At 73.6% G+C, this 18357-nt stretch carries 16 protein-coding genes; 11 read left to right on the top strand and 5 right to left on the bottom strand.

Annotated elements, in window-relative coordinates:
• Positions 1 to 9: 9 nt before the first annotated feature.
• A complete protein-coding gene (locus tag ACIBH3_RS18190) occupies positions 10 to 507 on the bottom strand; it encodes a GNAT family N-acetyltransferase (RefSeq protein WP_396312977.1) in 498 nt (165 codons plus the stop codon).
• 63 nt (positions 508 to 570) lie between these two features.
• Between ACIBH3_RS18190 and ACIBH3_RS18195 the strand changes: the two genes are divergently transcribed.
• Together ACIBH3_RS18195 and ACIBH3_RS18200 are read left to right on the top strand one after the other, a co-directional pair.
• A complete protein-coding gene (locus tag ACIBH3_RS18195) occupies positions 571 to 1476 on the top strand; it encodes a TIGR01777 family oxidoreductase (RefSeq protein ID WP_396312978.1) in 906 nt (301 codons plus the stop codon).
• Positions 1477 to 1858: 382 nt separating this feature from the next.
• Positions 1859 to 3190 (top strand): FAD-dependent oxidoreductase, encoded by a 1332-nt coding sequence (locus tag ACIBH3_RS18200; RefSeq protein WP_396312979.1) that lies wholly within the window; start codon positions 1859 to 1861, stop codon positions 3188 to 3190.
• 310 nt (positions 3191 to 3500) lie between these two features.
• On the opposite strand, the gene ACIBH3_RS18205 is transcribed toward ACIBH3_RS18200, so the two are convergent.
• The gene (locus ACIBH3_RS18205) at positions 3501 to 5357 is read right to left on the bottom strand and encodes a regulator (protein WP_396312980.1); all 1857 of its coding nucleotides are present in this window, start codon (positions 5355 to 5357) and stop codon (positions 3501 to 3503) included.
• 308 nt (positions 5358 to 5665) lie between these two features.
• Between ACIBH3_RS18205 and ACIBH3_RS18210 the strand changes: the two genes are divergently transcribed.
• The 7 genes from ACIBH3_RS18210 (at position 5666) to ACIBH3_RS18240 (ending at position 13392) form a co-directional block, all read left to right on the top strand.
• Positions 5666 to 6451 carry a 3-hydroxybutyrate dehydrogenase gene (locus ACIBH3_RS18210; RefSeq protein WP_396312981.1) on the top strand — a complete coding sequence of 262 codons (786 nt, stop codon included), beginning with the start codon at positions 5666 to 5668 and terminating at the stop codon, positions 6449 to 6451.
• A gap of 41 nt (positions 6452 to 6492) precedes the next feature.
• A complete protein-coding gene (locus ACIBH3_RS18215; protein WP_396312982.1) occupies positions 6493 to 7914 on the top strand; it encodes an MFS transporter in 1422 nt (473 codons plus the stop codon).
• Positions 7915 to 8064: 150 nt separating this feature from the next.
• The gene (locus ACIBH3_RS18220; protein WP_396312983.1) at positions 8065 to 10131 is read left to right on the top strand and encodes a helix-turn-helix domain-containing protein; all 2067 of its coding nucleotides are present in this window, start codon (positions 8065 to 8067) and stop codon (positions 10129 to 10131) included.
• 92 nt (positions 10132 to 10223) lie between these two features.
• Positions 10224 to 10994, top strand: a complete 771-nt coding sequence (gene lipB / locus ACIBH3_RS18225) for a lipoyl(octanoyl) transferase LipB (protein ID WP_396313072.1) — start codon at positions 10224 to 10226, stop codon at positions 10992 to 10994.
• A gap of 188 nt (positions 10995 to 11182) precedes the next feature.
• A complete protein-coding gene (locus ACIBH3_RS18230; RefSeq protein ID WP_396312984.1) occupies positions 11183 to 12136 on the top strand; it encodes a lipoyl synthase in 954 nt (317 codons plus the stop codon).
• 260 nt (positions 12137 to 12396) lie between these two features.
• Complete coding sequence (locus ACIBH3_RS18235; RefSeq protein WP_396312985.1) at positions 12397 to 12582, top strand: hypothetical protein; 186 nt, start codon at positions 12397 to 12399, stop codon at positions 12580 to 12582.
• A gap of 111 nt (positions 12583 to 12693) precedes the next feature.
• Positions 12694 to 13392 carry a DUF4191 domain-containing protein gene (locus tag ACIBH3_RS18240; RefSeq protein WP_396312986.1) on the top strand — a complete coding sequence of 233 codons (699 nt, stop codon included), beginning with the start codon at positions 12694 to 12696 and terminating at the stop codon, positions 13390 to 13392.
• Between the two features lie 266 nt (positions 13393 to 13658).
• Here the strand turns inward: ACIBH3_RS18240 and ACIBH3_RS18245 are convergent, their stop codons facing one another.
• Positions 13659 to 14126, bottom strand: coding sequence for an RDD family protein (locus ACIBH3_RS18245; protein ID WP_396312987.1), 468 nt, complete (start codon positions 14124 to 14126; stop codon positions 13659 to 13661).
• A gap of 254 nt (positions 14127 to 14380) precedes the next feature.
• On the opposite strand from ACIBH3_RS18245, the gene glnA reads away from it, so the two are divergent.
• Complete coding sequence (gene glnA / locus ACIBH3_RS18250) at positions 14381 to 15793, top strand: type I glutamate--ammonia ligase (RefSeq protein WP_396312988.1); 1413 nt, start codon at positions 14381 to 14383, stop codon at positions 15791 to 15793.
• Positions 15794 to 15883: 90 nt separating this feature from the next.
• Here the strand turns inward: glnA and ACIBH3_RS18255 are convergent, their stop codons facing one another.
• Positions 15884 to 16411: a hypothetical protein gene (locus tag ACIBH3_RS18255; RefSeq protein WP_396312989.1), complete on the bottom strand. Its 528-nt coding sequence runs from the start codon at positions 16409 to 16411 to the stop codon at positions 15884 to 15886.
• 124 nt (positions 16412 to 16535) lie between these two features.
• Positions 16536 to 17753, bottom strand: a complete 1218-nt coding sequence (locus ACIBH3_RS18260; RefSeq protein ID WP_396312990.1) for a cytochrome P450 — start codon at positions 17751 to 17753, stop codon at positions 16536 to 16538.
• A gap of 190 nt (positions 17754 to 17943) precedes the next feature.
• On the opposite strand from ACIBH3_RS18260, the gene ACIBH3_RS18265 reads away from it, so the two are divergent.
• On the top strand, positions 17944 to 18300 hold the full coding sequence (locus tag ACIBH3_RS18265; protein WP_396312991.1) for an arsenate reductase family protein: 357 nt from the start codon (positions 17944 to 17946) through the stop codon (positions 18298 to 18300).
• Positions 18301 to 18357: the final 57 nt, after the last annotated feature.

The following is an 18357-nucleotide window of genomic DNA, read 5'->3' on the forward strand; positions in this document are numbered from 1 at the left end:
CGCGGCCCGTCAGCCGAGCAGGCTGCGGCCCATGCAGATGTCGTCCACGTACTGCCCCTCGATCAGGAACTCCCCGGGCAGCGCGCCCTCCTCGCGGAAGCCGCAGCGGGCGTAGAGCCGGCGGGCCGGCGCGTTGTGGCCCAGCACGCGCAGAGTGATCCGGCGCGCGCCCTCCCCCCTGGCGGCGTCGCAGGCCGCCTCGACCAGCGCCCGGCCGACGCCCCGGCCCCGGACGTCGGAGTCGACGGCGAGGCCCTGGATCTGACGCACGTGCCGGTTGCTGTCCAGCGGGGTGGGCGGCACCTGGCGGACGTAGCCGACGACCCGGCCGCCGAGCAGGGCCAGCAGGTACTGGCCGGGGGTGTGCCGCTCGTCGAACATCCCGGTGCCCTCCGGCGGACAGGGAGCCACATCGCTCAGCCAGGACCAGGCGGCGCGGTTGAGGTCGGCCAACTGCTGCTCGTCCTCGGGCCGGGCCGGACGGATGATCAGATCGTCGTCATGCATGCGCGACATGCTAGCCAGCCGGGCTCCCCGCTCCCAAGGCCCGCCGGCTGGGAGGATGGCCGCATGCGTATCGCTGTCACTGGCTCAACGGGATTGATCGGCACCGCCCTCGTCCGCTCGCTGCTCGACGACGGGCACGAGGTGGTACGGCTGGTCCGGCATCGGGGGCGGACCGGCCGGCAGGACGACGGGACTCTCGCCATCGGCTGGAACCCTCGGCTGCGGCAGGTCGACAAGGGCGGCCTGGCCGGGGTGGAGGCGGTGGTGCACCTGGCCGGCGCCGGGGTCGGGGAGCACCGCTGGACGGACTCCTACAAGCGCGAGATCCGGGACAGTCGGGTGCTCGGCACCCGGACGCTCGCGGGCGCGCTGGCCGAGGCGAAGGAGCCGCCCCGGGTGCTGGTGAGCGCCTCGGCGGTCGGCTACTACGGGCAGACCGGCGACCGGGTGATCGATGAGAGCGCACCCGCCGGGCAGGACTTCCTGGCCGGGGTCTGCGTGGAGTGGGAGGCCGCCGCCGAGCCCGCGGCCGAGGCCGGGGTTCGGGTCGTGCACCCCAGGACCGGGCTGGTGCTGTCCTCGGCGGGCGGCGCCGGGGGGCGGCTGTTCCCGCTGTTCAGGCTGGGGCTCGGCGGGCGGCTCGGCTCGGGCGAGCAGTACTGGAGCTTCGTCTCGCTGGCCGACGAGGTCGCGGCGCTCCGCTTCCTCATCGACCACCCGGACCTCAGCGGCCCGGTGAACCTGACCGCGCCCGAGCCGGTGACCAACCGTGAGCTGACGGCCTCGATGGGGCGGGTGCTCGGGCGCCCGACGCCCTTCCCGGTGCCGCGGTTCGCGCTCGACCTGGCGCTCGGCGAGCTGGCGATCGAGGTGGTGGGCAGTCACCGGGTGGTGCCGGCGCGGCTGCTGGAGGCCGGGTTCCGGTTCCGGCACCCGGATGTGGACTCGGCGGTTCGGGCGGCGCTCTGAGGAACGCCGCCCGGGCGCCGCGGCACCGCCCGGCACCGACGATGCCGGTCGGAGGGGTGGCGGAGGCGGCCGGGCGGGTCTCCAGGGGGCGGGTTGGCATACGGACGACCCGGCCCGTGCCGGGGGCGCACGGGTGCACACGGGAGGCGCGCCGCGCGCCCCCGGTGACCGTGTGCGCCCGCAGGAGCGCGAATCCACCGGTCCCGCACACACTGCGTGACGGTACCCCGGGGTCCGCCGTCCGCCTCCCGGAGGGTGACGCATCACGCTCGACGCGCCTGTCTTATCCCCACATTGACTGGGCATCACATCGTCGGACCGTGTCCCGGCACCCCGCTGTCTGCGTCGGCCGAAGCTCCGGGACCAGGGAGGGAGCACGCCAGTGCCCACATACGACTTCACCCGCCGCACCCGCCGACAGTCCGACCCGGACGTCGTCGTGGTGGGCGCCGGACTCGCGGGCCTGGCCGCCGCCCGCGCGCTGACCGGCCACGGCCTGACCGTCCAGATCCTGGAGGCCACCGCGCGCATCGGCGGCCGGATGGCCACCCGCGACCTGGACGGATTCCGGCTCGACCAAGGCAGCCACCTGCTCAACACCGCCTTCCCCGAGCTGCGCCGCCGGCTCGACCTGGACCGGCTGGACCTGCGACCACTGGCACCCGGCGTCCTGGTGCACAGTGCCGGGCGCCGCTACCGGGCCGGCGATCCGCACCTGACCACCGCCCGTCAGGCGGCGCTGCGCGCGCCGCTGGGCAGCCCGCTGGACAAGGCCCGCCTCGGCAGCTGGCTCAGCCGGCTCGGCGCCACCCCGGCCACCCGGCTGCTGGCCCGCCCCGAGACCACCGCGGCCCGCGCCCTGGACGACCGGGGGCTCTCGCCGCGCACCGTCGACGGCTTCCTGCGGCCGCTGCTGGCCGCACTGCTCAGCGACCCGATGCTCGGCACCAGCAGCCGGATGGCCGACCTGGCGCTGCGCTCGTACGCCCGGGGCCGGCTCTGCCTGCCCGCCGACGGCATCGCGGCCGTGCCCGCCCAGCTGGCCGCCGCCCTGCCCCCCGGGACGGTACGGCTCGGGGTGCGGGTCACCGCGATCGCGGCGGACGGTGTGGAGACCACCGCGCACGGGCGCATCGGCGCGCAGGCCGTGGTGATCGCCACCGACGCCAGGTCGGCCGCCGGGCTGCTGCCCGGGCTGCGACTGCCCGACTTCCACCCCGTCACCACGTACTACCACGCGGCCGACCGCGCGCCGATCGGCGAGCCGGTGCTGTTGCTGGACGGCGACCGGCCCGGCGGGGCGGCGGCGCTGGTCTCGCACTCGCTGGTGCTCAGCGAGCTGCACCCCTCCTATGCACCCGGCGGGCAGGCCCTGATCGCGACCACCGTGCTGGGGCGCCGCAGCTTCGACGCCGGCGGACCCGCCGGGCTCGAACCGGCGGTGCGGGCCCGGCTCGCGGAACTGTACGGGACCGCCACCAAGGGCTGGGAGTTCCTGAGCGTGCGCCATGTGCCGGACGCCGCCCCGGCCATGCCGCCGCCGCACAACCTCCGGCGGCCGGTACGGGTGCTCGCCGGCCTGTACGTCTGCGGGGACCACCGGGACACCAGCAGTGTCCAGGGCGCGCTGGTCTCGGGCCGGCGGGCCGCGCACGCCGTCCTGCGGGACCTCGGACTGCCCGCCACGGCACGCGGGGCCGAGGTGGCCGCGTAGCGCCGGCGACCGGCGGGCTCCGCACGGTGCGGCCCCGCCGAGCCGGACCGGGCCGACCTCGCCCTGCTCGGGCCGCTCCTCACCCGGTTGCCCGGTCGCCGTCCCCGGGTGGCCCCGGAGGACGACATCCGGCCGACCGCATCGTCCCGCCCGCCGACGCCCGGGGGCGGGACACCGGAGCCCCGGGCCGCCGCTCCCGGACGGGAACGGCGGCCCGGGGCTCCGGTCGGAGTCCACCGGCCGAAGTACGCCGGCCGTATCCGCATCGGCCGGAGCACTCCGGTCCGACCGCACCGGCTCGATCACACGGTCAGATCACGCCGGCCTGGCGCGCGGCCTCCTCGAAGGCCCGGGCCACCGGGCTGCCCCGGTAGGGGGCGAGGCGACGATGGAAGTCGCGGACGTACTCCAGCGTCCGGGCCGAACGCATCTCGCCGGCGGCACGCAGCGCGTCGGTGGCCATCGTGCAGGCCTCGTCCAGATCGCCCATCCCGAGCCGGGCGGTGGCCAGCACCATCCGGCAGAAGATCCGGCTCCGGGCGAACGCGGGCGAACGCAGCCGGAGCGACTTCTCGGCGTGCTGGGCGGCCGGGCGCCACTGCTGGAGGTCCCGGTAGCAGTGCGCGAACTCGTCCGCGAGCTGGGCCTCGTCGAAGTACCGGGCCCAGGAGGGCAGCTCGTCGCCGGGCCGGGCGGCGGCCAGCGCCCGCTCCGAGCGCACCAGTGCCGTCGTACAGGCCCGGACGTCGCCGAGCAGCCCGTGCCCCCGGGCCTCGGCGGCGTGCAGCAGCGACTGCACGGAGGCGGGCCCGGCGGTGCCCACGCCCTGCTGGGCGACCCTGGCCAGCTGCACGGCCTCCCGGCCGTGGCCGAGGTGCACGGCCTGCTGGCTCATGGTGACCAGCACGTGGCCGCCGAGCGGGCGGTCCCCCGCCGCCTGGGACAGCCGCAGCGCCTGGACGAAGTACCGCTGCGCCAGGCCGTGCGCCGCGATGTCGAAGGACGTCCAGCCGGCCAGCCTGGTCAGGTCGGCGACGGCCGCGAAGAGCGCACGGCCGATCTGCTCGCCGTAGCGGCCGCGCAGCATCGGCTCGGCCTCGCTCTCCAGGTACCGCACCAGGGCCTGCCGGGCGTGGCCGCCGCCGTAGGCCTGGTCCAGGGCGCGGAACAGGTCCCCGACCGCGCGGATCGCGGCGATGTCGCCCCGGCCGACCCGCAGGCTGGGGCGCGGCTCGCGCCCCAGGTCGTTCAGCGGCGGTTCGACGGAGACGGGCGGGCGCCGGCTCTGCAGCGGCACCCGGCCGAGCGAGCCTCCCGCGGCCCGGGCCGCGGGCGCGGCGGCCGCCGCCCCGCCGCCTGCCGGGCCCGACGGCGGGCCGCCGGGCCCGGGCGAGGGGTCGAGCAGCCCCGGCACCGAGCCGTCCCGGGCGACCCGCTCCTCGGTACGCCCGATCAGCCAGTCCCGGCTGGGCACCACCAGGCCGGCCGGGGTGAAGGCGATCTTGCGCAGCTCGGACTGCGGGCCATTGTCCTTGCGCCACATGCTCGCCACGATGTCCACCGCCTCCTGCGGTGTCTCGGCGAACTCCAGCCCGGCATAGACCGGCGCGCAGGCGTCCAGGCCGAGGTCCTGGGCGGTGAGGCGGCGGCCGAGCCGGCGGGTGAAGACCTCGGCGATCAGCGCCGGGGTGGCGCCGCGTGGCTGCTGACCGCGCAGCCAGCGGGTGACGGAGGTCTTGTCGTACCTCAGGTCAAGGCCGTGCTCCAGGCCGAGCTGGTCGACCCGGCGGGCCAGGCCGGCGTGGGAGAAGCCGGCCTCCTCGATCAGGGCGGCCAGCTGGCCGTTCTGCGGGGAGGAGGACGAGACCGAGGCCGGGACCGACGGGGTGTCGGCCGCCGGGCCGGGGGTGGCCCCGCCGGGGATGGGCGAGGTGGCGGTGGGTGCGGCGGCGCCCGCCGCCCCGGCGGGCGGCGGGCCTGGCTGCGGCGGGCCTGGCTGCTGCGGGATGCCGCCGACGTGCGCCGGGGCGGCGGTGTGAGCGGTCGTGTGGGCGGCGGGCAGGGCGTCGGGCGCGGCCGGAAGGGCCCGCCCGGCCGGCCCTCCGTGCGGGTCGAGCGGGTCGAGCGGTCCGTACGCCGGGCTGTCGGTTGCAGGCCGTTGGGGCATAGTCAGTCAACACCTCTCGAGCGCCGCACCGGCACGACCAGTCCCCCGGTGCCTGGGGCGGCGCCCCCTGTCGGGAATCGGCGTGAATGTAGCGAGCATTCAGGCGCGATGCGCGGTTCTGGCCGGGCAATCCTCCGAACGGGTGAAGCAACGGCGTCCATTGTGGGGAAGAGGGGACAACGGGGGTTTGCGATTCGCCCGGCACCCCGCCGATCGGGACACATGGGTGGGCAAGCCATATCCCTGACGAGTGCTGTGGTTGCCGGACACATAGGACCGCGGCCCGCCGGTTCCTACCGTTCTCGGCCATGGACACCACTTCGCCCGTGCCTCCCGCCGGCCCGCTCGCCGGCCTGCTCGACGGGCGCACGGCCCTGGTCACCGGCGCCGCCTCGGGGATCGGCCGGGCCTGCGCCGAGGCGCTCGCCGGGGCGGGCGCGCGGGTCTACGTCGTCGATCTGGCCGCCGAGGCGGCCGAACAGGTCGCCCTGCGGATCGGTGGCGTCGTGCACGTCACCGACCTCGCGGACCCGGCCGCCGTGGACGCCCTGCCGGACGACGCCGACATCGTGGTCAACAACGCCGGCCTCCAGCACGTCGCGCCACTGCACGAGTTCCCGCCGGAGCGCTTCACCCTGATCCAGCGGGTGATGGTCGAGGCCCCGTTCCGCATCCTGCGCCGCACCCTGCCGCACATGTACCGGCGGGGCTGGGGACGGGTCGTCAACATCTCCTCCGTGCACGGCCTGCGGGCCAGCCCCTTCAAGTCCGCGTACGTCACCGCGAAGCACGCCCTGGAGGGGCTGAGCAAGACGGTGGCGCTGGAGGGCGCACCGCACGGCGTGACCAGCAACTGCGTCAACCCCGGGTATGTGCGCACCCCGCTGGTGGAGCGGCAGATCGCCGGCCAGGCGCTCGCCCACAAGATCCCCGAGGACGAGGTGGTCGAGCGGATCATGCTCGACCGCACCGCCGTCAAGCGGCTGATCGAACCCGGTGAGATCGCGCAGCTCGCCCTCTGGCTCTGCTCCCCGCACGCCTCCTACATCACCGGCGCCAGCCTGCCCGTGGACGGCGGCTGGACCGCCCGCTGAGCCACCCACTCACCCCGCCCCCGTAGTAGACAGGTGGACCCATGGCCAGTTCTCCCGACGAAGCGAGAGCCAGCTCCCCCCTCTGGAAGGTCGTCGGCGCCAGCCTGATCGGCACCACCATCGAGTGGTACGACTACTTCCTGTACGGAACGGCGGCCGCGCTCGTGTTCGGCAAGGTCTTCTTCCCCAACAGCGACCCGCTGACCGGCACCCTGCTCTCCTTCCTCACCTATGCCATCGGCTTCGCCGCCCGCCCGCTCGGCGCGCTGGTGTTCGGCCACTTCGGCGACCGGATCGGCCGCAAGAGGCTGCTGGTGGTGAGCCTGCTGCTGATGGGCGGCGCGACCACGCTGATCGGCGCGCTCCCGACGTACCACCAGGTGGGCGTGGCCGCACCGATCATGCTCACCGCACTTCGGCTGGTCCAGGGCTTCGCCCTGGGCGGCGAGTGGGGCGGCGCGGTGCTGCTGGTCTCGGAGCACGGCGACCAGCGGCGGCGCGGCTTCTGGGCCTCCTGGCCGCAGGGCGGCGCACCGGCCGGGAACCTGCTGGCAGCGGGCGTGCTCTCGCTGCTGACGACCGTCCAGTCGGACGCCACCTTCCTCGCCTGGGGCTGGCGGGTGCCCTTCCTGCTCTCCGCCCTGCTGGTGCTGGTCGGAATGTGGATCCGGCTCGCGGTGGACGAGTCGCCGCTGTTCAAACAGGCACTGGCGCAGGCCGAGGCGCGCAGGGCCGCCCAGCACGCCTCCGCGCCGGCCGAACAGCCGCCGCTGGTGGCCGTGCTGCGCCACCACTGGCGAGAGGTGCTGGTGGCGATGGGCGCGCGATTGGCGGAGAACATCTCGTACTACGTGATGACCACCTTTGTGCTGGCATACGCCGTCGGCCACGTCCACCTCCCCAAGCAGACCGCGCTGAACGCCGTACTGATCGCCTCCGCCGTCCAGTTCGCGCTGATCCCGGTGTTCGGCGCGCTCTCCGACCGGGTCGGCCGCAAGCCGGTGTACCTGGTGGGCGCGGTGGGGGTCGGCATCTGGGCCTTCGCCTTCTTCGGCCTGGTCGACACCAGGAGCTTCGGCTCACTGGTGCTCGCGGTGACGGTGGGTCTGGTGTTCCACAGCGCGATGTACGCGCCGCAGGCCGCCTTCTTCTCCGAGCTGTTCGCGACCAGGATGCGGTACTCCGGAGCCTCGATCGGCGCCCAGTTCGCCTCCGTCGCGGCCGGCGCCCCCGCGCCGCTGATCGCCACCGCCCTCCTCAAGGACTACGGCAGCTCGACGCCGATCTCGGTGTACGTGGCGATCGCCGCGGTGCTCACCGTGCTCGCCGTGCTCTGCGCCAGGGAGACCCGCGGCCGGGACCTCGGCACGATCGAGCCGGCCGGCACAGTCGACCCGGCCCCGAGTCCCGCCGAGGGTCCGGCCGCTGACGCCCCCTCGGCGGGCAAGCCCGCCGTCGCGTAGCCGCCGGCGACCGGCACTCCGCGCCGCCGGCCGCCGGTCGGCGCCCGCTCCCCCGGCGGGCGCCGGCCGGCGGCTCTCCCCGGGCGCCGCGAGGCGTACCATCGCGCTTCCGTCCTTGTGGCCAGACTTCTGGGGATTGGCGGCCGCCGCATGAACGACCCGCACGACCCGCACGCCGGCCCGGCCCCCGCGCTGCGCCGGCTGCTCGACCTGCTCGCCTCCGGCGCCGCCACCGAGGACTACGCCGAGGTACTCGCCGACGCCCGCCGCCGGGGTGCGCCGGCCGCCGCACTCGCCGAGATCGACGAGGCGACCTGGCTGGCCCTGCGGGTGCACCGGACACTGCGTCAGCACCGGCGCCGGGAGGCCGAACTCACCGCCCTGTTCGACACCGCCGGCGACCTGGCCGCCTCCCGGGACCTGGACGCCGTCCTCCAGGCGATCGTGCGCCGGGCCCGGCTGCTGCTCGGCACCGACACCGCCTATCTGACGCTCCCCGACGAGGAGGCCGGCGACACGTACATGCGGGTCACCGACGGCTCGGTCTCCCAGCTCTTCCAGAACCTGCGGCTCAGCCTCGGCGACGGGCTCGGCGGCCTGGTCGCGCAGACCGCCCGCCCTTACGCGACCCCCGACTACCGCGCCGACGAACGGTTCCGGCACACCGGCCGGATCGACGCCGGTGTCCTGGACGAGGGCCTGGTCGCGATCATCGGGGTGCCGCTGCTGCTCGGCGGGCGGGTGATCGGCGTCCTGTTCGCCGCCGACCGCTCCGCGCGCGCCTTCTCCCCCGACGAGGTCGCCCTGCTCTGCTCGCTGGCCGCGCACGCCGCGATCGCCCTGGACACCGCCAAGTCGCTGGCCGAGACCCGGGCCGCACTGGAGGGGCTGAACTCCGCCAACGCCCTGATCCGCGCCCACTCCACCGCCGTCCAGCGCGCCGAACAGGCCCACGACCGGCTCACCGATCTCGTCCTGCGCGGCGCCGAGGTGCCCGACGTCGCCGCCGAGGTGGCCGCCCTGCTGGACGGCGAGATAGCCGTGCACGACGCCGAGGGCAATCCGCTCACCGGGCGCCCGGCGCCGAGCGAGCCGCTGGCCGAGGCCGTCGCCGCCTCCCGGGCCGAAGGCCGGGCCGTGCGGCACGGCGACAGCTGGGTCTGCGTCCTGCTGGCCGGCCAGGAGCCACTGGGCAGCCTGGTGCTGCGCGGCCGGCCGGGGCTGGACGACGCCGACCGGCGGCTGTTCGAACGGGCCGGCGTGGTGACGGCGCTGCTCCTGCTGCTGCGCCGCTCGGTCGCGGAGACGGAGAACCGGGTGCGCGGCGAACTGCTCGCCGACCTGCTCACCGCGCCCGGACGCGACCCCGCGGGCCTGGTCACCCGCGGCCGGCGGCTCGGCGTGGACCTCGGCCGCCCGCACCTGGTGCTGGTCGCCGAGGCCGCCTGCGCCACCGACCGGGGCCGGCTGGCGGCGGCCGCCGGGCGCTACCTCTTCGGCACCCGCGGCATCAGCGCCGAACACGGGGAGGCCGTCGTCCTGCTGGTGCCCGAGGAGGGGTCCGCCGCAGCGGACACGGCGGGCCCGGCGGGCCCGGCGGGCCCGGCGGGCCCGGCGGCGTCGGGCGCGCAGCAGCCGCGGCGGTCCGGGCGATCGGGGCCCACCCGGACGGTGCCCGCCCAGCAGAGCACCGCCGGTCACGGCACGACCGCCCGCCCGGGCGACGCCGCGCAGCGGGCCGCGCAGCGGGCCGCCGAGCACCTGGCCAGGCTCGCCGGCTTCCCCGTCACCGTCGGCGCCGGCAGCCCCGCCGCGGGGCCGGTGGCGCTGGCCGCCGCACACGCCGAGGGCCTGCGCTGCGTCCGCGCCCTGCGGGTGCTCGGCCGGGCCGGCGAGGGCGCCTCCGCGCAGGCGCTGGGCTTCCTGGGCGTGCTGCTCGGCGACGGCCACGACGTGGACGGCTTCGTCACCGCCGCCCTCGGCCCGCTGCTGGAGTACGACGCCCGGCGCGGCACCGAGCTGGTCCGCACCCTGCGCGCGTACTTCGACAACGGCAGCAGCCTGACCCGGGCCAAGGACGAGCTGCATGTGCACGTGAACACCGTCGTCCAGCGCCTGGACCGGGTCGAGGCCCTGCTCGGCCAGGACTGGAACCACCCCGAGCGCTCGCTCGAACTGCAGCTCGCCCTGCGCCTGCAACTGCTCTCGGGCACCTGACCGACTCGTCCCCCGTCAGGCGTACAGTGGCGAGGTTGGTCTCGAACGCCTGGCAAGGAGCAGCGGTGAGCGAGAACGTACGGTTCGTACGCATGGGCATCGGCGAAGGCTCGGTGCCGTACCAGGAGGCCTGGGAGGAGCAGCAGCGGCTGCACGCCCTGCGGGTCGCCGACGAGATCCCCGACACCGTGCTGCTCCTGGAGCACCCGCCGGTCTACACCGCCGGGCGCCGCACCAACCCGGAGGACCGCCCGCTGGACGGCACCCCCGTGGTCGAGGTCAACCGCGGCGGCGAGATCACCTGGCACGGCCCCGGCCAGCTGATCGGCTACCCGATCATCAAGCTGCCGGAGCCGATGGACGTGGTCGCGTACGTCCGCCGGCTGGAGGAGGCGCTGATCCGCTCCTGCGCCGAGTTCGGCGTGGACACCACCCGGGTCGAGGGCCGCAGCGGGGTCTGGGTCCTGGGCGAGGCCATCGCGGACGCCGTGGTGGACCCGTCGCAGGTGGTGGACATCGGCCGGCTGACCCTGCGGATGGGCCTGCCGCTGGGCATCGACCCGCGCCTGGCCGGCCCGGAGTACGCGCCGTCCAACGCCGGGCAGCGCGGGGACGACCGCAAGCTGGCGGCGATCGGCGTGCGGGTCGCGCGGGGCGTGACGATGCACGGCTTCGCGCTGAACTGCAACCCCGAGATGACCTGGTTCGACCGGATCGTGCCCTGCGGCATCCGGGACGCCGGGGTCGGCTCGGTCTCCACCGAGCTGGGCCGTACCTTCCCGGTCGAGGAGGCGCTGGCGGTGGTCGAGAAGCACCTCGCGGGCGTCTTCGCCGAGCTGCCGGAGCCCGCCCTGACCCGGTAGGAAGCCGCCCGGAGGCAGGCGGGAACACCGGTCGGACCGCAGCCGCGGGCCCGGGCGGGGAATCGCATCCGGGCGGCGAATGTTGCCCGAGCTGGACCGGACCCTGCGAATGCGGGGCCTACGCCAGCGAAAGCCGTACAAGCACAGGCGTACCCTGGGGGTACCCCGTCTAGTTCTAGGAGTCGCACGTGTCCGCTGTCGCACCCGACGGCAGGAAGCTCCTTCGCCTGGAGGTCCGCAACAGCGAGACCCCGATCGAGCGGAAGCCTGAGTGGATCAAGACCCGCGCGAAGATGGGCCCGGAGTACACCGCCCTCCAGTCGCTGGTCAAGAAGGAGGGGCTGCACACGGTCTGCCAGGAGGCGGGCTGCCCCAACATCTTCGAGTGCTGGGAGGACCGCGAGGCGACCTTCCTCATCGGCGGTGACCAGTGCACCCGCCGCTGTGACTTCTGCCAGATCGACACCGGCAAGCCCGCCGACTTCGACCGGGACGAGCCGCGCCGCGTCGCCGAGTCCATCGTGACGATGGACCTGAACTACGCCACGATCACCGGTGTCGCCCGTGACGACCTGGAGGACGGCGGCTCCTGGCTGTACGCCGAGACGGTCCGCCAGGTGCACCAGCAGACCGCCGGGCGCGAGGGCGGCCGCACGGGCGTCGAGCTGCTGATCCCGGACTTCAACGCGGTGCCCGAGCAGCTGGCCGAGGTCTTCTCCTCCCGCCCCGAGGTGCTGGCGCACAACGTCGAGACGGTGCCGCGGATCTTCAAGCGGATCCGCCCGGCCTTCCGCTACGAGCGGTCGCTGGACGTCATCACCCAGGCGCGCGCCGCCGGTCTGGTGACCAAGTCCAACCTGATCCTGGGCATGGGCGAGACCCGCGAGGAGGTCAGCCAGGCGCTGGCCGACCTGGTCGGCGCCGGCTGTGAGCTGATCACCATCACCCAGTACCTGCGGCCCTCGCTGCGCCACCACCCGGTGGAGCGCTGGGTGAAGCCGCACGAGTTCGTGGAGCTTCAGCAGGAGGCCGAGGAGCTCGGCTTCGCCGGTGTGATGTCCGGCCCGCTGGTGCGCTCCTCGTACCGCGCCGGGCGGCTGTACCGGCAGGCGCTGGAGCACCGCGAGAAGGCCGCGGTCTGAGATCGCCCACGGAGGGGCGGGGCCTGCCGGCTCCGCCCCTCCGGCGCGTCCGCGGGGGCGTCGGTGCGCACGGGTTTCCGCCCTCGTGCGGTGGCGTCCGGCATCCGCCGTCCGCGCGGCGGGATTGCGCCAATGGGGCGTTCGGCTTTCATCAGGCTTTGACGACTCGGTCACCGGCTGGTAACACCAGGTGGTGACGATGGAACCGTTGACGATGGAACCGTAAGGACCTTCTCGGCTTCGAGGGGAGCTGTTTCGGCATGCAGGTCAGGATCCGATCGGTCGGCACCGCACTGCGGCTCGCCGAAAGCGTCCTGCTGGCCGGCGGCCAGCGGCAGGCCCGGCGCAACGCCTGGGCGGCGGTGTGCGAGAACCGCCGGCACGCCGCCGACCGCGCGCAGAGCGCCCACCTGCCCGGCACCGCCCGGGACGGGATGCCCCGCTGAACGGCGCGTGCCCGCCCGCCACCCGTTCCGTCACCGTTCCGCCGCCGCCCGGGTTACGGTTCGTACCGATCGGGTACCGGGCTTGGATATCATCCGCCCCCGCCACGTACCATGAGCGTTATGGCGAGGGAAACATCCGAGAACACCGGGCGACTGAAGCAGATCCGCCTGGCATACAAAATGACCAAGAAGGTCGACAGCAAGATCGGCCTGATCATCGGCGGCGTCGGCCTGCTTACCTTCGGCGTGTTCCTCGCCATTGGCTTTGCGATCGATCACCCCATCTACCTGGGCGTCCTGGGCTTCATCGTGGCCTTCCTGGCCATGGCGATCGTCTTCGGCCGCCGGGCCGAGCGCGCGGCCTTCGGGCAGATGGAGGGCCAGCCGGGCGCGGTCGCGGCCGTGCTCAACAACATCAAGCGCGGCTGGAGCGCCAACCCGACCCCGGTCGCGGTCACCCGCAACCAGGACGCGGTCTACCGCGCCGTCGGCCGCCCCGGCATCGCGCTGATCGGTGAGGGCAACCCGAACCGGGTCCGCCAGCTGCTGGCCTCCGAGAAGAAGAAGATGGCCCGCGTGGTCGGTGACGTGCCCGTGCACGACATCGTGGTCGGCACCGGCGAGGGTGAGATCCCGCTGAAGAAGCTGCAGGTCCACCTGATGCGCCTGCCCCGGGCGATCACGCCGGCGCAGGTCACCGAGACCAACGACCGCCTGCGCGCGCTGGGCGACCTGCTCTCCAAGGCGCCGATCCCCAAGGGCCCGATGCCCAAGGGTGCCCGGATGCCCAAGGGCGGCCAGGTCCGCTGACCCTCCCTAGTTGAACGACACGGCCCCGCCGCGGAGACTCCGCGGCGGGGCCGTTTGACGCTCACCGGCCGGTCGGTGCCTGCCGCCCGCCCCGCGGATTGGTCGAATGTGATTTCCGGGTGGCGGTCGATGCCCGATGGTCGGCGATCGCCGACCGAAACCGACCGACTGCCGACCGGAGCTGTCGCGACCCGGCGGCCTTGGACCCGGGCCCCTGGATCTGGATCCGGGCCCCTGGATCCGGGCCTAGGATCCACTGCTTCGACTCAGATCCGAACTTCAACGGTGCCGACGGCCTTGTCGTGCAGCCCGCGGGTGTCGCGGTCCCAGACCAGGGCCGGCACCACCAGGCAGAGCAGGACCGTACGCAGCAGTACCTGCGGGATGCTCGCCCGCTGCCCGTCCAGCCGGACCACCCGCAGGCCGAACAGGCGCTTGCCGACGGTCGTGCCCGAGGTGGCCAGCAGCAGGACGGTGACCACGAAGAACAGCGGGGTGGTCCAGAGGTTGGCCTGAGTCGGCTCACCGCGCGCGATCAGCCCGTACGCGACGAGGGACACCAGCCAGCCGTCCACGAACAGCGCGCCGATCCGGCGGCCGGGGCCGGCGACCGAACCGGGGCCCTCCTTGGGCAGTCCGAGGCGCTCACCGCGGTGGCCGAAGTCGGCCCCCATCTTCTCGGCGGCCGCCTTCGGGCCGTCGATCCACGATCCCAACGCTTCTCTGGTGTCCACGAATCCACACTAACCGGGCGCCCCCCGCGCTCCGTCACCGACTCCCCCGGAGGGTGAATCGGATGTCGCCGGCTTGCCTCAAGTGGTCCAGACCACCTGGAGGCCATGGCCTTGCGGGGTGAAGCGATTTGCCCGGAAGAGTACGCCTTTGCCACCCGCCCGGCGAGGGCGGTTAACATTCAGGAAACAGCCGAGTCACTAACCGGAAACGGGCCGTTCCTAGGGTGAGGCCCAATCCGCACTGAGGAGGATGGATGTTCAACAACGCCGCCGAGGTCAAGCAGTTCATCACCGACAACGATGTGAAGTTCATCGATGTCCGGTTCTGCGACCTGCCAGGCGTCATGCAGCACTTCTCCGTACCTGCGGCGACCTTCGATCCGGCCGAGACGCTGATGTTCGACGGCTCGTCGATCCGCGGGTTCCAGGCCATCCACGAGTCGGACATGGCGCTGATGCCCGACCTTGCCACGGCGCGGCTGGACCCGTTCCGCAAGGAGAAGCACCTCAACATCAACTTCTTCATCCAGGACCCGATCACGGGCGAGGCCTACAGCCGCGACCCGCGCAACGTGGCCAAGAAGGCCGAGGCCTACCTCGCCTCCTCCGGTATCGCCGACACCGCGTTCTTCGGGCCCGAGGCCGAGTTCTACGTCTTCGACTCGGTGCGCTTCGAGACCAGCGCCAACGAGTCGTACTACCACATCGACTCCGAGGCCGGCGCCTGGAACACCGGCTCCGCCGAGGGTGACGTACGCGGCTACAAGGTCAAGTACAAGGGCGGTTACTTCCCGGTCCCGCCGGTGGACCACTTCGCCGACCTGCGCGCGGAGATGTCGCTCGAACTCGCCGCCGCCGGTCTGGAGGTCGAGCGCCAGCACCACGAGGTCGGCACGGCCGGCCAGGCGGAGATCAACTACAAGTTCAACACGCTGCTGCACGCCGCCGACGACCTGATGCTGTTCAAGTACATCATCAAGAACGTCGCGTGGCGCAACGGCAAGACCGCCACCTTCATGCCGAAGCCGATCTTCGGCGACAACGGCTCGGGCATGCACGTCCACCAGTCGCTGTGGACCGAGGGCTCCCCGCTGTTCTACGACGAGCAGGGCTACGCCGGGCTCTCCGACACCGCCCGCTACTACATCGGCGGCCTGCTCAAGCACGCACCCTCGCTGCTGGCGTTCACCAACCCGTCGGTGAACTCCTACCACCGGCTCGTCCCCGGCTTCGAGGCACCGGTCAACCTGGTGTACTCCCAGCGCAACCGCTCGGCCGCGATCCGCATCCCGATCACCGGCTCCAACGCCAAGGCCAAGCGCATCGAGTTCCGCGCGCCCGACCCGTCCTCCAACCCCTACCTCGCCTTCGCGGCGATGCTGATGGCGGGCCTCGACGGCATCAAGAACAAGATCGAGCCGCTGGAGCCCGTCGACAAGGACCTCTACGAGCTCGCCCCCGACGAACACGCCTCCGTCCCCCAGGTCCCGGCCTCCCTGCCGGCCGTCCTGGAGGCCCTGGAGGCCGACCACGAGTACCTGCTCGCCGGCGGCGTCTTCACGCCCGACCTGATCGAGACCTGGATCGACTTCAAGCGCACCAACGAGATCGCCCCGATCGCCCTGCGCCCCCACCCCTACGAGTTCGAGCTCTACTACGACCTGTAGGAAGCAGCTGTCCGAGGCCGCCGGCCCGCGTCACAGCGCGGTCGGCGGCCTCGGGCGTTCCCGCCGGCGGGCCGTAGGTCCATGGGCCCGTCAGGTGCCGAAGCCGCCGTCCGGGGTGCCGGGCGGGATCGGCGGGCAGTCGTGCGGGGCGCTCCAGACCGCGGCGTTGGCCAGCAGCGGCTGGGGGAAAACGGTGTCGTGGGTCCGGGTCACAAAGACGAAGACCACCCCGGCCGGCTCGGTCACCACGTCGATCTGCCCGATGGCGGGCTGATCCTCCGCCCGCCACCGGCAGCCGTGCGAGTCGAGGGCGGCGGTGAAGCGCCGCAGCGGCAGATCCGATCCGACGGGGATGAGGGCATTCGAGCCCGGGTCCAGGATCTCGTGGCTCTCCCGCCAGACGTCCGCCGACATCGAGCTCACCCGGCGGCAGCGGCAGACCGTCAGGTCGATGCTGCCGTAGCCGAAGCGGTGGGGCCACCGGTTGGATCCGTCGATCGGGCCTCCGTCCCAGGGCTCCCCGAGTTCGGCGGTGATCTCGGGCAGGGACGCGCCGCGGTACAGCGGTCCGATCCGGCCGTTCGCCCCGAATCCGGCCAGCACGTCGAGTGCGTTCACGGTCGCGAGGGTAGCCGGTGCGGGTGGCGGCGGCGCGGCCCCGTGCCGCGTCGTGCGTTCGTCCCGGGAGTCGGCCGCCCACCTTGGTCCGCCGGGACAGGTCCGGAGTCCCGAGGCGGCGGGCTCAGCGCACGGTGACCGGGAGGGTCTCGTAGCCGCGCAGGACAAGCCGGTCACGGCGGGTGGACGAGCCGGCGGGTGCGAGCCGGGGGAAGCGCGCCAGCAGGGCGGGCAGCGCGACGGCCGCCTCCAGCTTGGCGAGCTGGGCGCCGAGGCAGTAGTGCGGGCCGCCGCCGAAGCTGAGCGGCTGACTGTCGGTGCGGGTGGGGTCGAAGAGGTCGGGGCGGTGGTAGCGCACCGGGTCGTGGTTGGCCGCGCCGAGCAGCACGAACACCGAGCTGCCGCGCGGCGCCGGCAGATCGGCGACGGTCAGACCGTCGGCCAGCGCCAGCCGTGAGGTGAGCTGCACCGGGGAGTCGAAGCGCAGCACCTCGTCGGTGAGCCCGGCCGCGGTCACGGTGCCCGCGCGCAGACCGGCCACCGCCTCGGGGTGCTCGAAGAGCAGGGCGAGGCCGTTGCCGAGCAGGTTGGTGGTGGTCTCGAAACCCGCCACCAGCAGGAGGACGAGGTTGGCCAGCAGCTCCTGGCCGGAGAGCCGGCTCTCGTCCGCCGCGGCGACCTGGACCAGGGCGCTGACCAGGTCGTCCTGGGGGTGGGCGCGGCGCTCGGCCGCGAGTTCGGTGAAGTAGCCGGCCAGTTCGTCCGCCGCCTGGTCGGCTACGCCGAGCTCGGAGTAGTCCGCGATCAGCTCCAGTGCGGTGGTGAGGTCGCTCGCCAGGCCGCGGAAGCGGTAGCGGTCGGCCTCGGGGACGCCGAGCAGCTCGCAGATCACCCCGACCGGCAGGCGGAAGGCGAAGGCGTCCATGAAGTCGACCGGCGAGCCGTCCGCACCCTGCTCCGCCATCTGTGCCAGCAGGTGCTGGACCGCGCCGGCCACGGCGGGCTCCAGCGCCGCGACCCGGCGGGCGGTGAACACCGAGGCGATCAGCGAGCGGACCCGGGCGTGGTGGGGTGCGTTGCTCTCCAGGATGGAGCGGCCGAGCAGGACCGCCGAGGAGTGCTCGTTGAACGCGGGGTCGTAGGCGCCGCGCATCTCGGCGTCGGCGACGGCGAAGCCGGGCATACGGAGCACCTGGTTGGCGGCGTGGTGGCCGACCGCCAGCATCAGGCCGTCACCGCAGTCGACGGCGGGCCCGAGTTCGTGAGCGCGTTCGTAGAGGGGGTACGGATTGGCCCGCCCCTCGGCCGTCATGAGCTGCCCGAATATCCCCGCGCCGTCCATCCCCGCTCCCCTCCGACAAACCATCCGAGAACTTCCGAGTACCGCCGAGTACCGCCGGTGCCGCCAGGTGGCGCCGGGTGCCCCGCAGAGCGCGCCTCCCGGGGCGTGCGGGAAGGCCGGCCGTACCCACTGGTAGGTGAACCGTCCACACGTGGCGCCGAGTTCCCCGCCCGGTGGGTACGCTGGCGGGATGGAGATCTGGATCAACCCCCGTTGCGGGAAGTGCCGCTCGGCGCTCAGTGAGCTGACCGCCGCCGGCGCCGAGTACACGGTGCGGCGCTACCTGGAGGATCCGCCCACGGCCGCCGAGCTGGAGCAGGTGTTGCAGCGGCTGGCGCTCGAACCCTGGGACATCACCCGCCTCGACGAGCAGGCGGCCAAGGATCTCGGCATGAAGCAGTGGACCCGCGAGCCCGGCGACCGGGCCCGCTGGATCGCGGCGATGGCCGAGCACCCCATCCTGATCCAGCGCCCGATCATCACCGCGGACGACGGACACGCCATCGTCGCCCGGACGCCGGAGGCCGTGAAGTCCGTCCTGCCCTGACCGCCGCAACCCCGCCCGCTGGGAATGGCCGGGGCCGGAGAGGCCTTTGGCGGCCCT

The sequence above is a fragment of the Kitasatospora sp. NPDC050543 genome (assembly GCF_044457565.1).
GTDB lineage: Bacteria > Actinomycetota > Actinomycetes > Streptomycetales > Streptomycetaceae > Kitasatospora.

What these genes read in the sequence shown, in the direction of transcription:
- ACIBH3_RS18190 (WP_396312977.1), bottom strand. Translation starts at nt 507, where the DNA reads ATGCATGACGACGATCTGATCATCCGTCCGGCCCGGCCCGAGGACGAG.
- ACIBH3_RS18195 (WP_396312978.1), top strand. Translation starts at nt 571, where the DNA reads ATGCGTATCGCTGTCACTGGCTCAACGGGATTGATCGGCACCGCCCTC.
- ACIBH3_RS18205 (WP_396312980.1), bottom strand. Translation starts at nt 5,357, where the DNA reads ATGCCCCAACGGCCTGCAACCGACAGCCCGGCGTACGGACCGCTCGAC.
- ACIBH3_RS18210 (WP_396312981.1), top strand. Translation starts at nt 5,666, where the DNA reads ATGGACACCACTTCGCCCGTGCCTCCCGCCGGCCCGCTCGCCGGCCTG.
- ACIBH3_RS18215 (WP_396312982.1), top strand. Translation starts at nt 6,493, where the DNA reads ATGGCCAGTTCTCCCGACGAAGCGAGAGCCAGCTCCCCCCTCTGGAAG.
- ACIBH3_RS18220 (WP_396312983.1), top strand. Translation starts at nt 8,065, where the DNA reads ATGAACGACCCGCACGACCCGCACGCCGGCCCGGCCCCCGCGCTGCGC.
- lipB (WP_396313072.1), top strand. Translation starts at nt 10,224, where the DNA reads ATGGGCATCGGCGAAGGCTCGGTGCCGTACCAGGAGGCCTGGGAGGAG.
- ACIBH3_RS18235 (WP_396312985.1), top strand. Translation starts at nt 12,397, where the DNA reads ATGCAGGTCAGGATCCGATCGGTCGGCACCGCACTGCGGCTCGCCGAA.
- ACIBH3_RS18240 (WP_396312986.1), top strand. Translation starts at nt 12,694, where the DNA reads ATGAGCGTTATGGCGAGGGAAACATCCGAGAACACCGGGCGACTGAAG.
- glnA (WP_396312988.1), top strand. Translation starts at nt 14,381, where the DNA reads ATGTTCAACAACGCCGCCGAGGTCAAGCAGTTCATCACCGACAACGAT.
- ACIBH3_RS18260 (WP_396312990.1), bottom strand. Translation starts at nt 17,753, where the DNA reads ATGGACGGCGCGGGGATATTCGGGCAGCTCATGACGGCCGAGGGGCGG.
- ACIBH3_RS18265 (WP_396312991.1), top strand. Translation starts at nt 17,944, where the DNA reads ATGGAGATCTGGATCAACCCCCGTTGCGGGAAGTGCCGCTCGGCGCTC.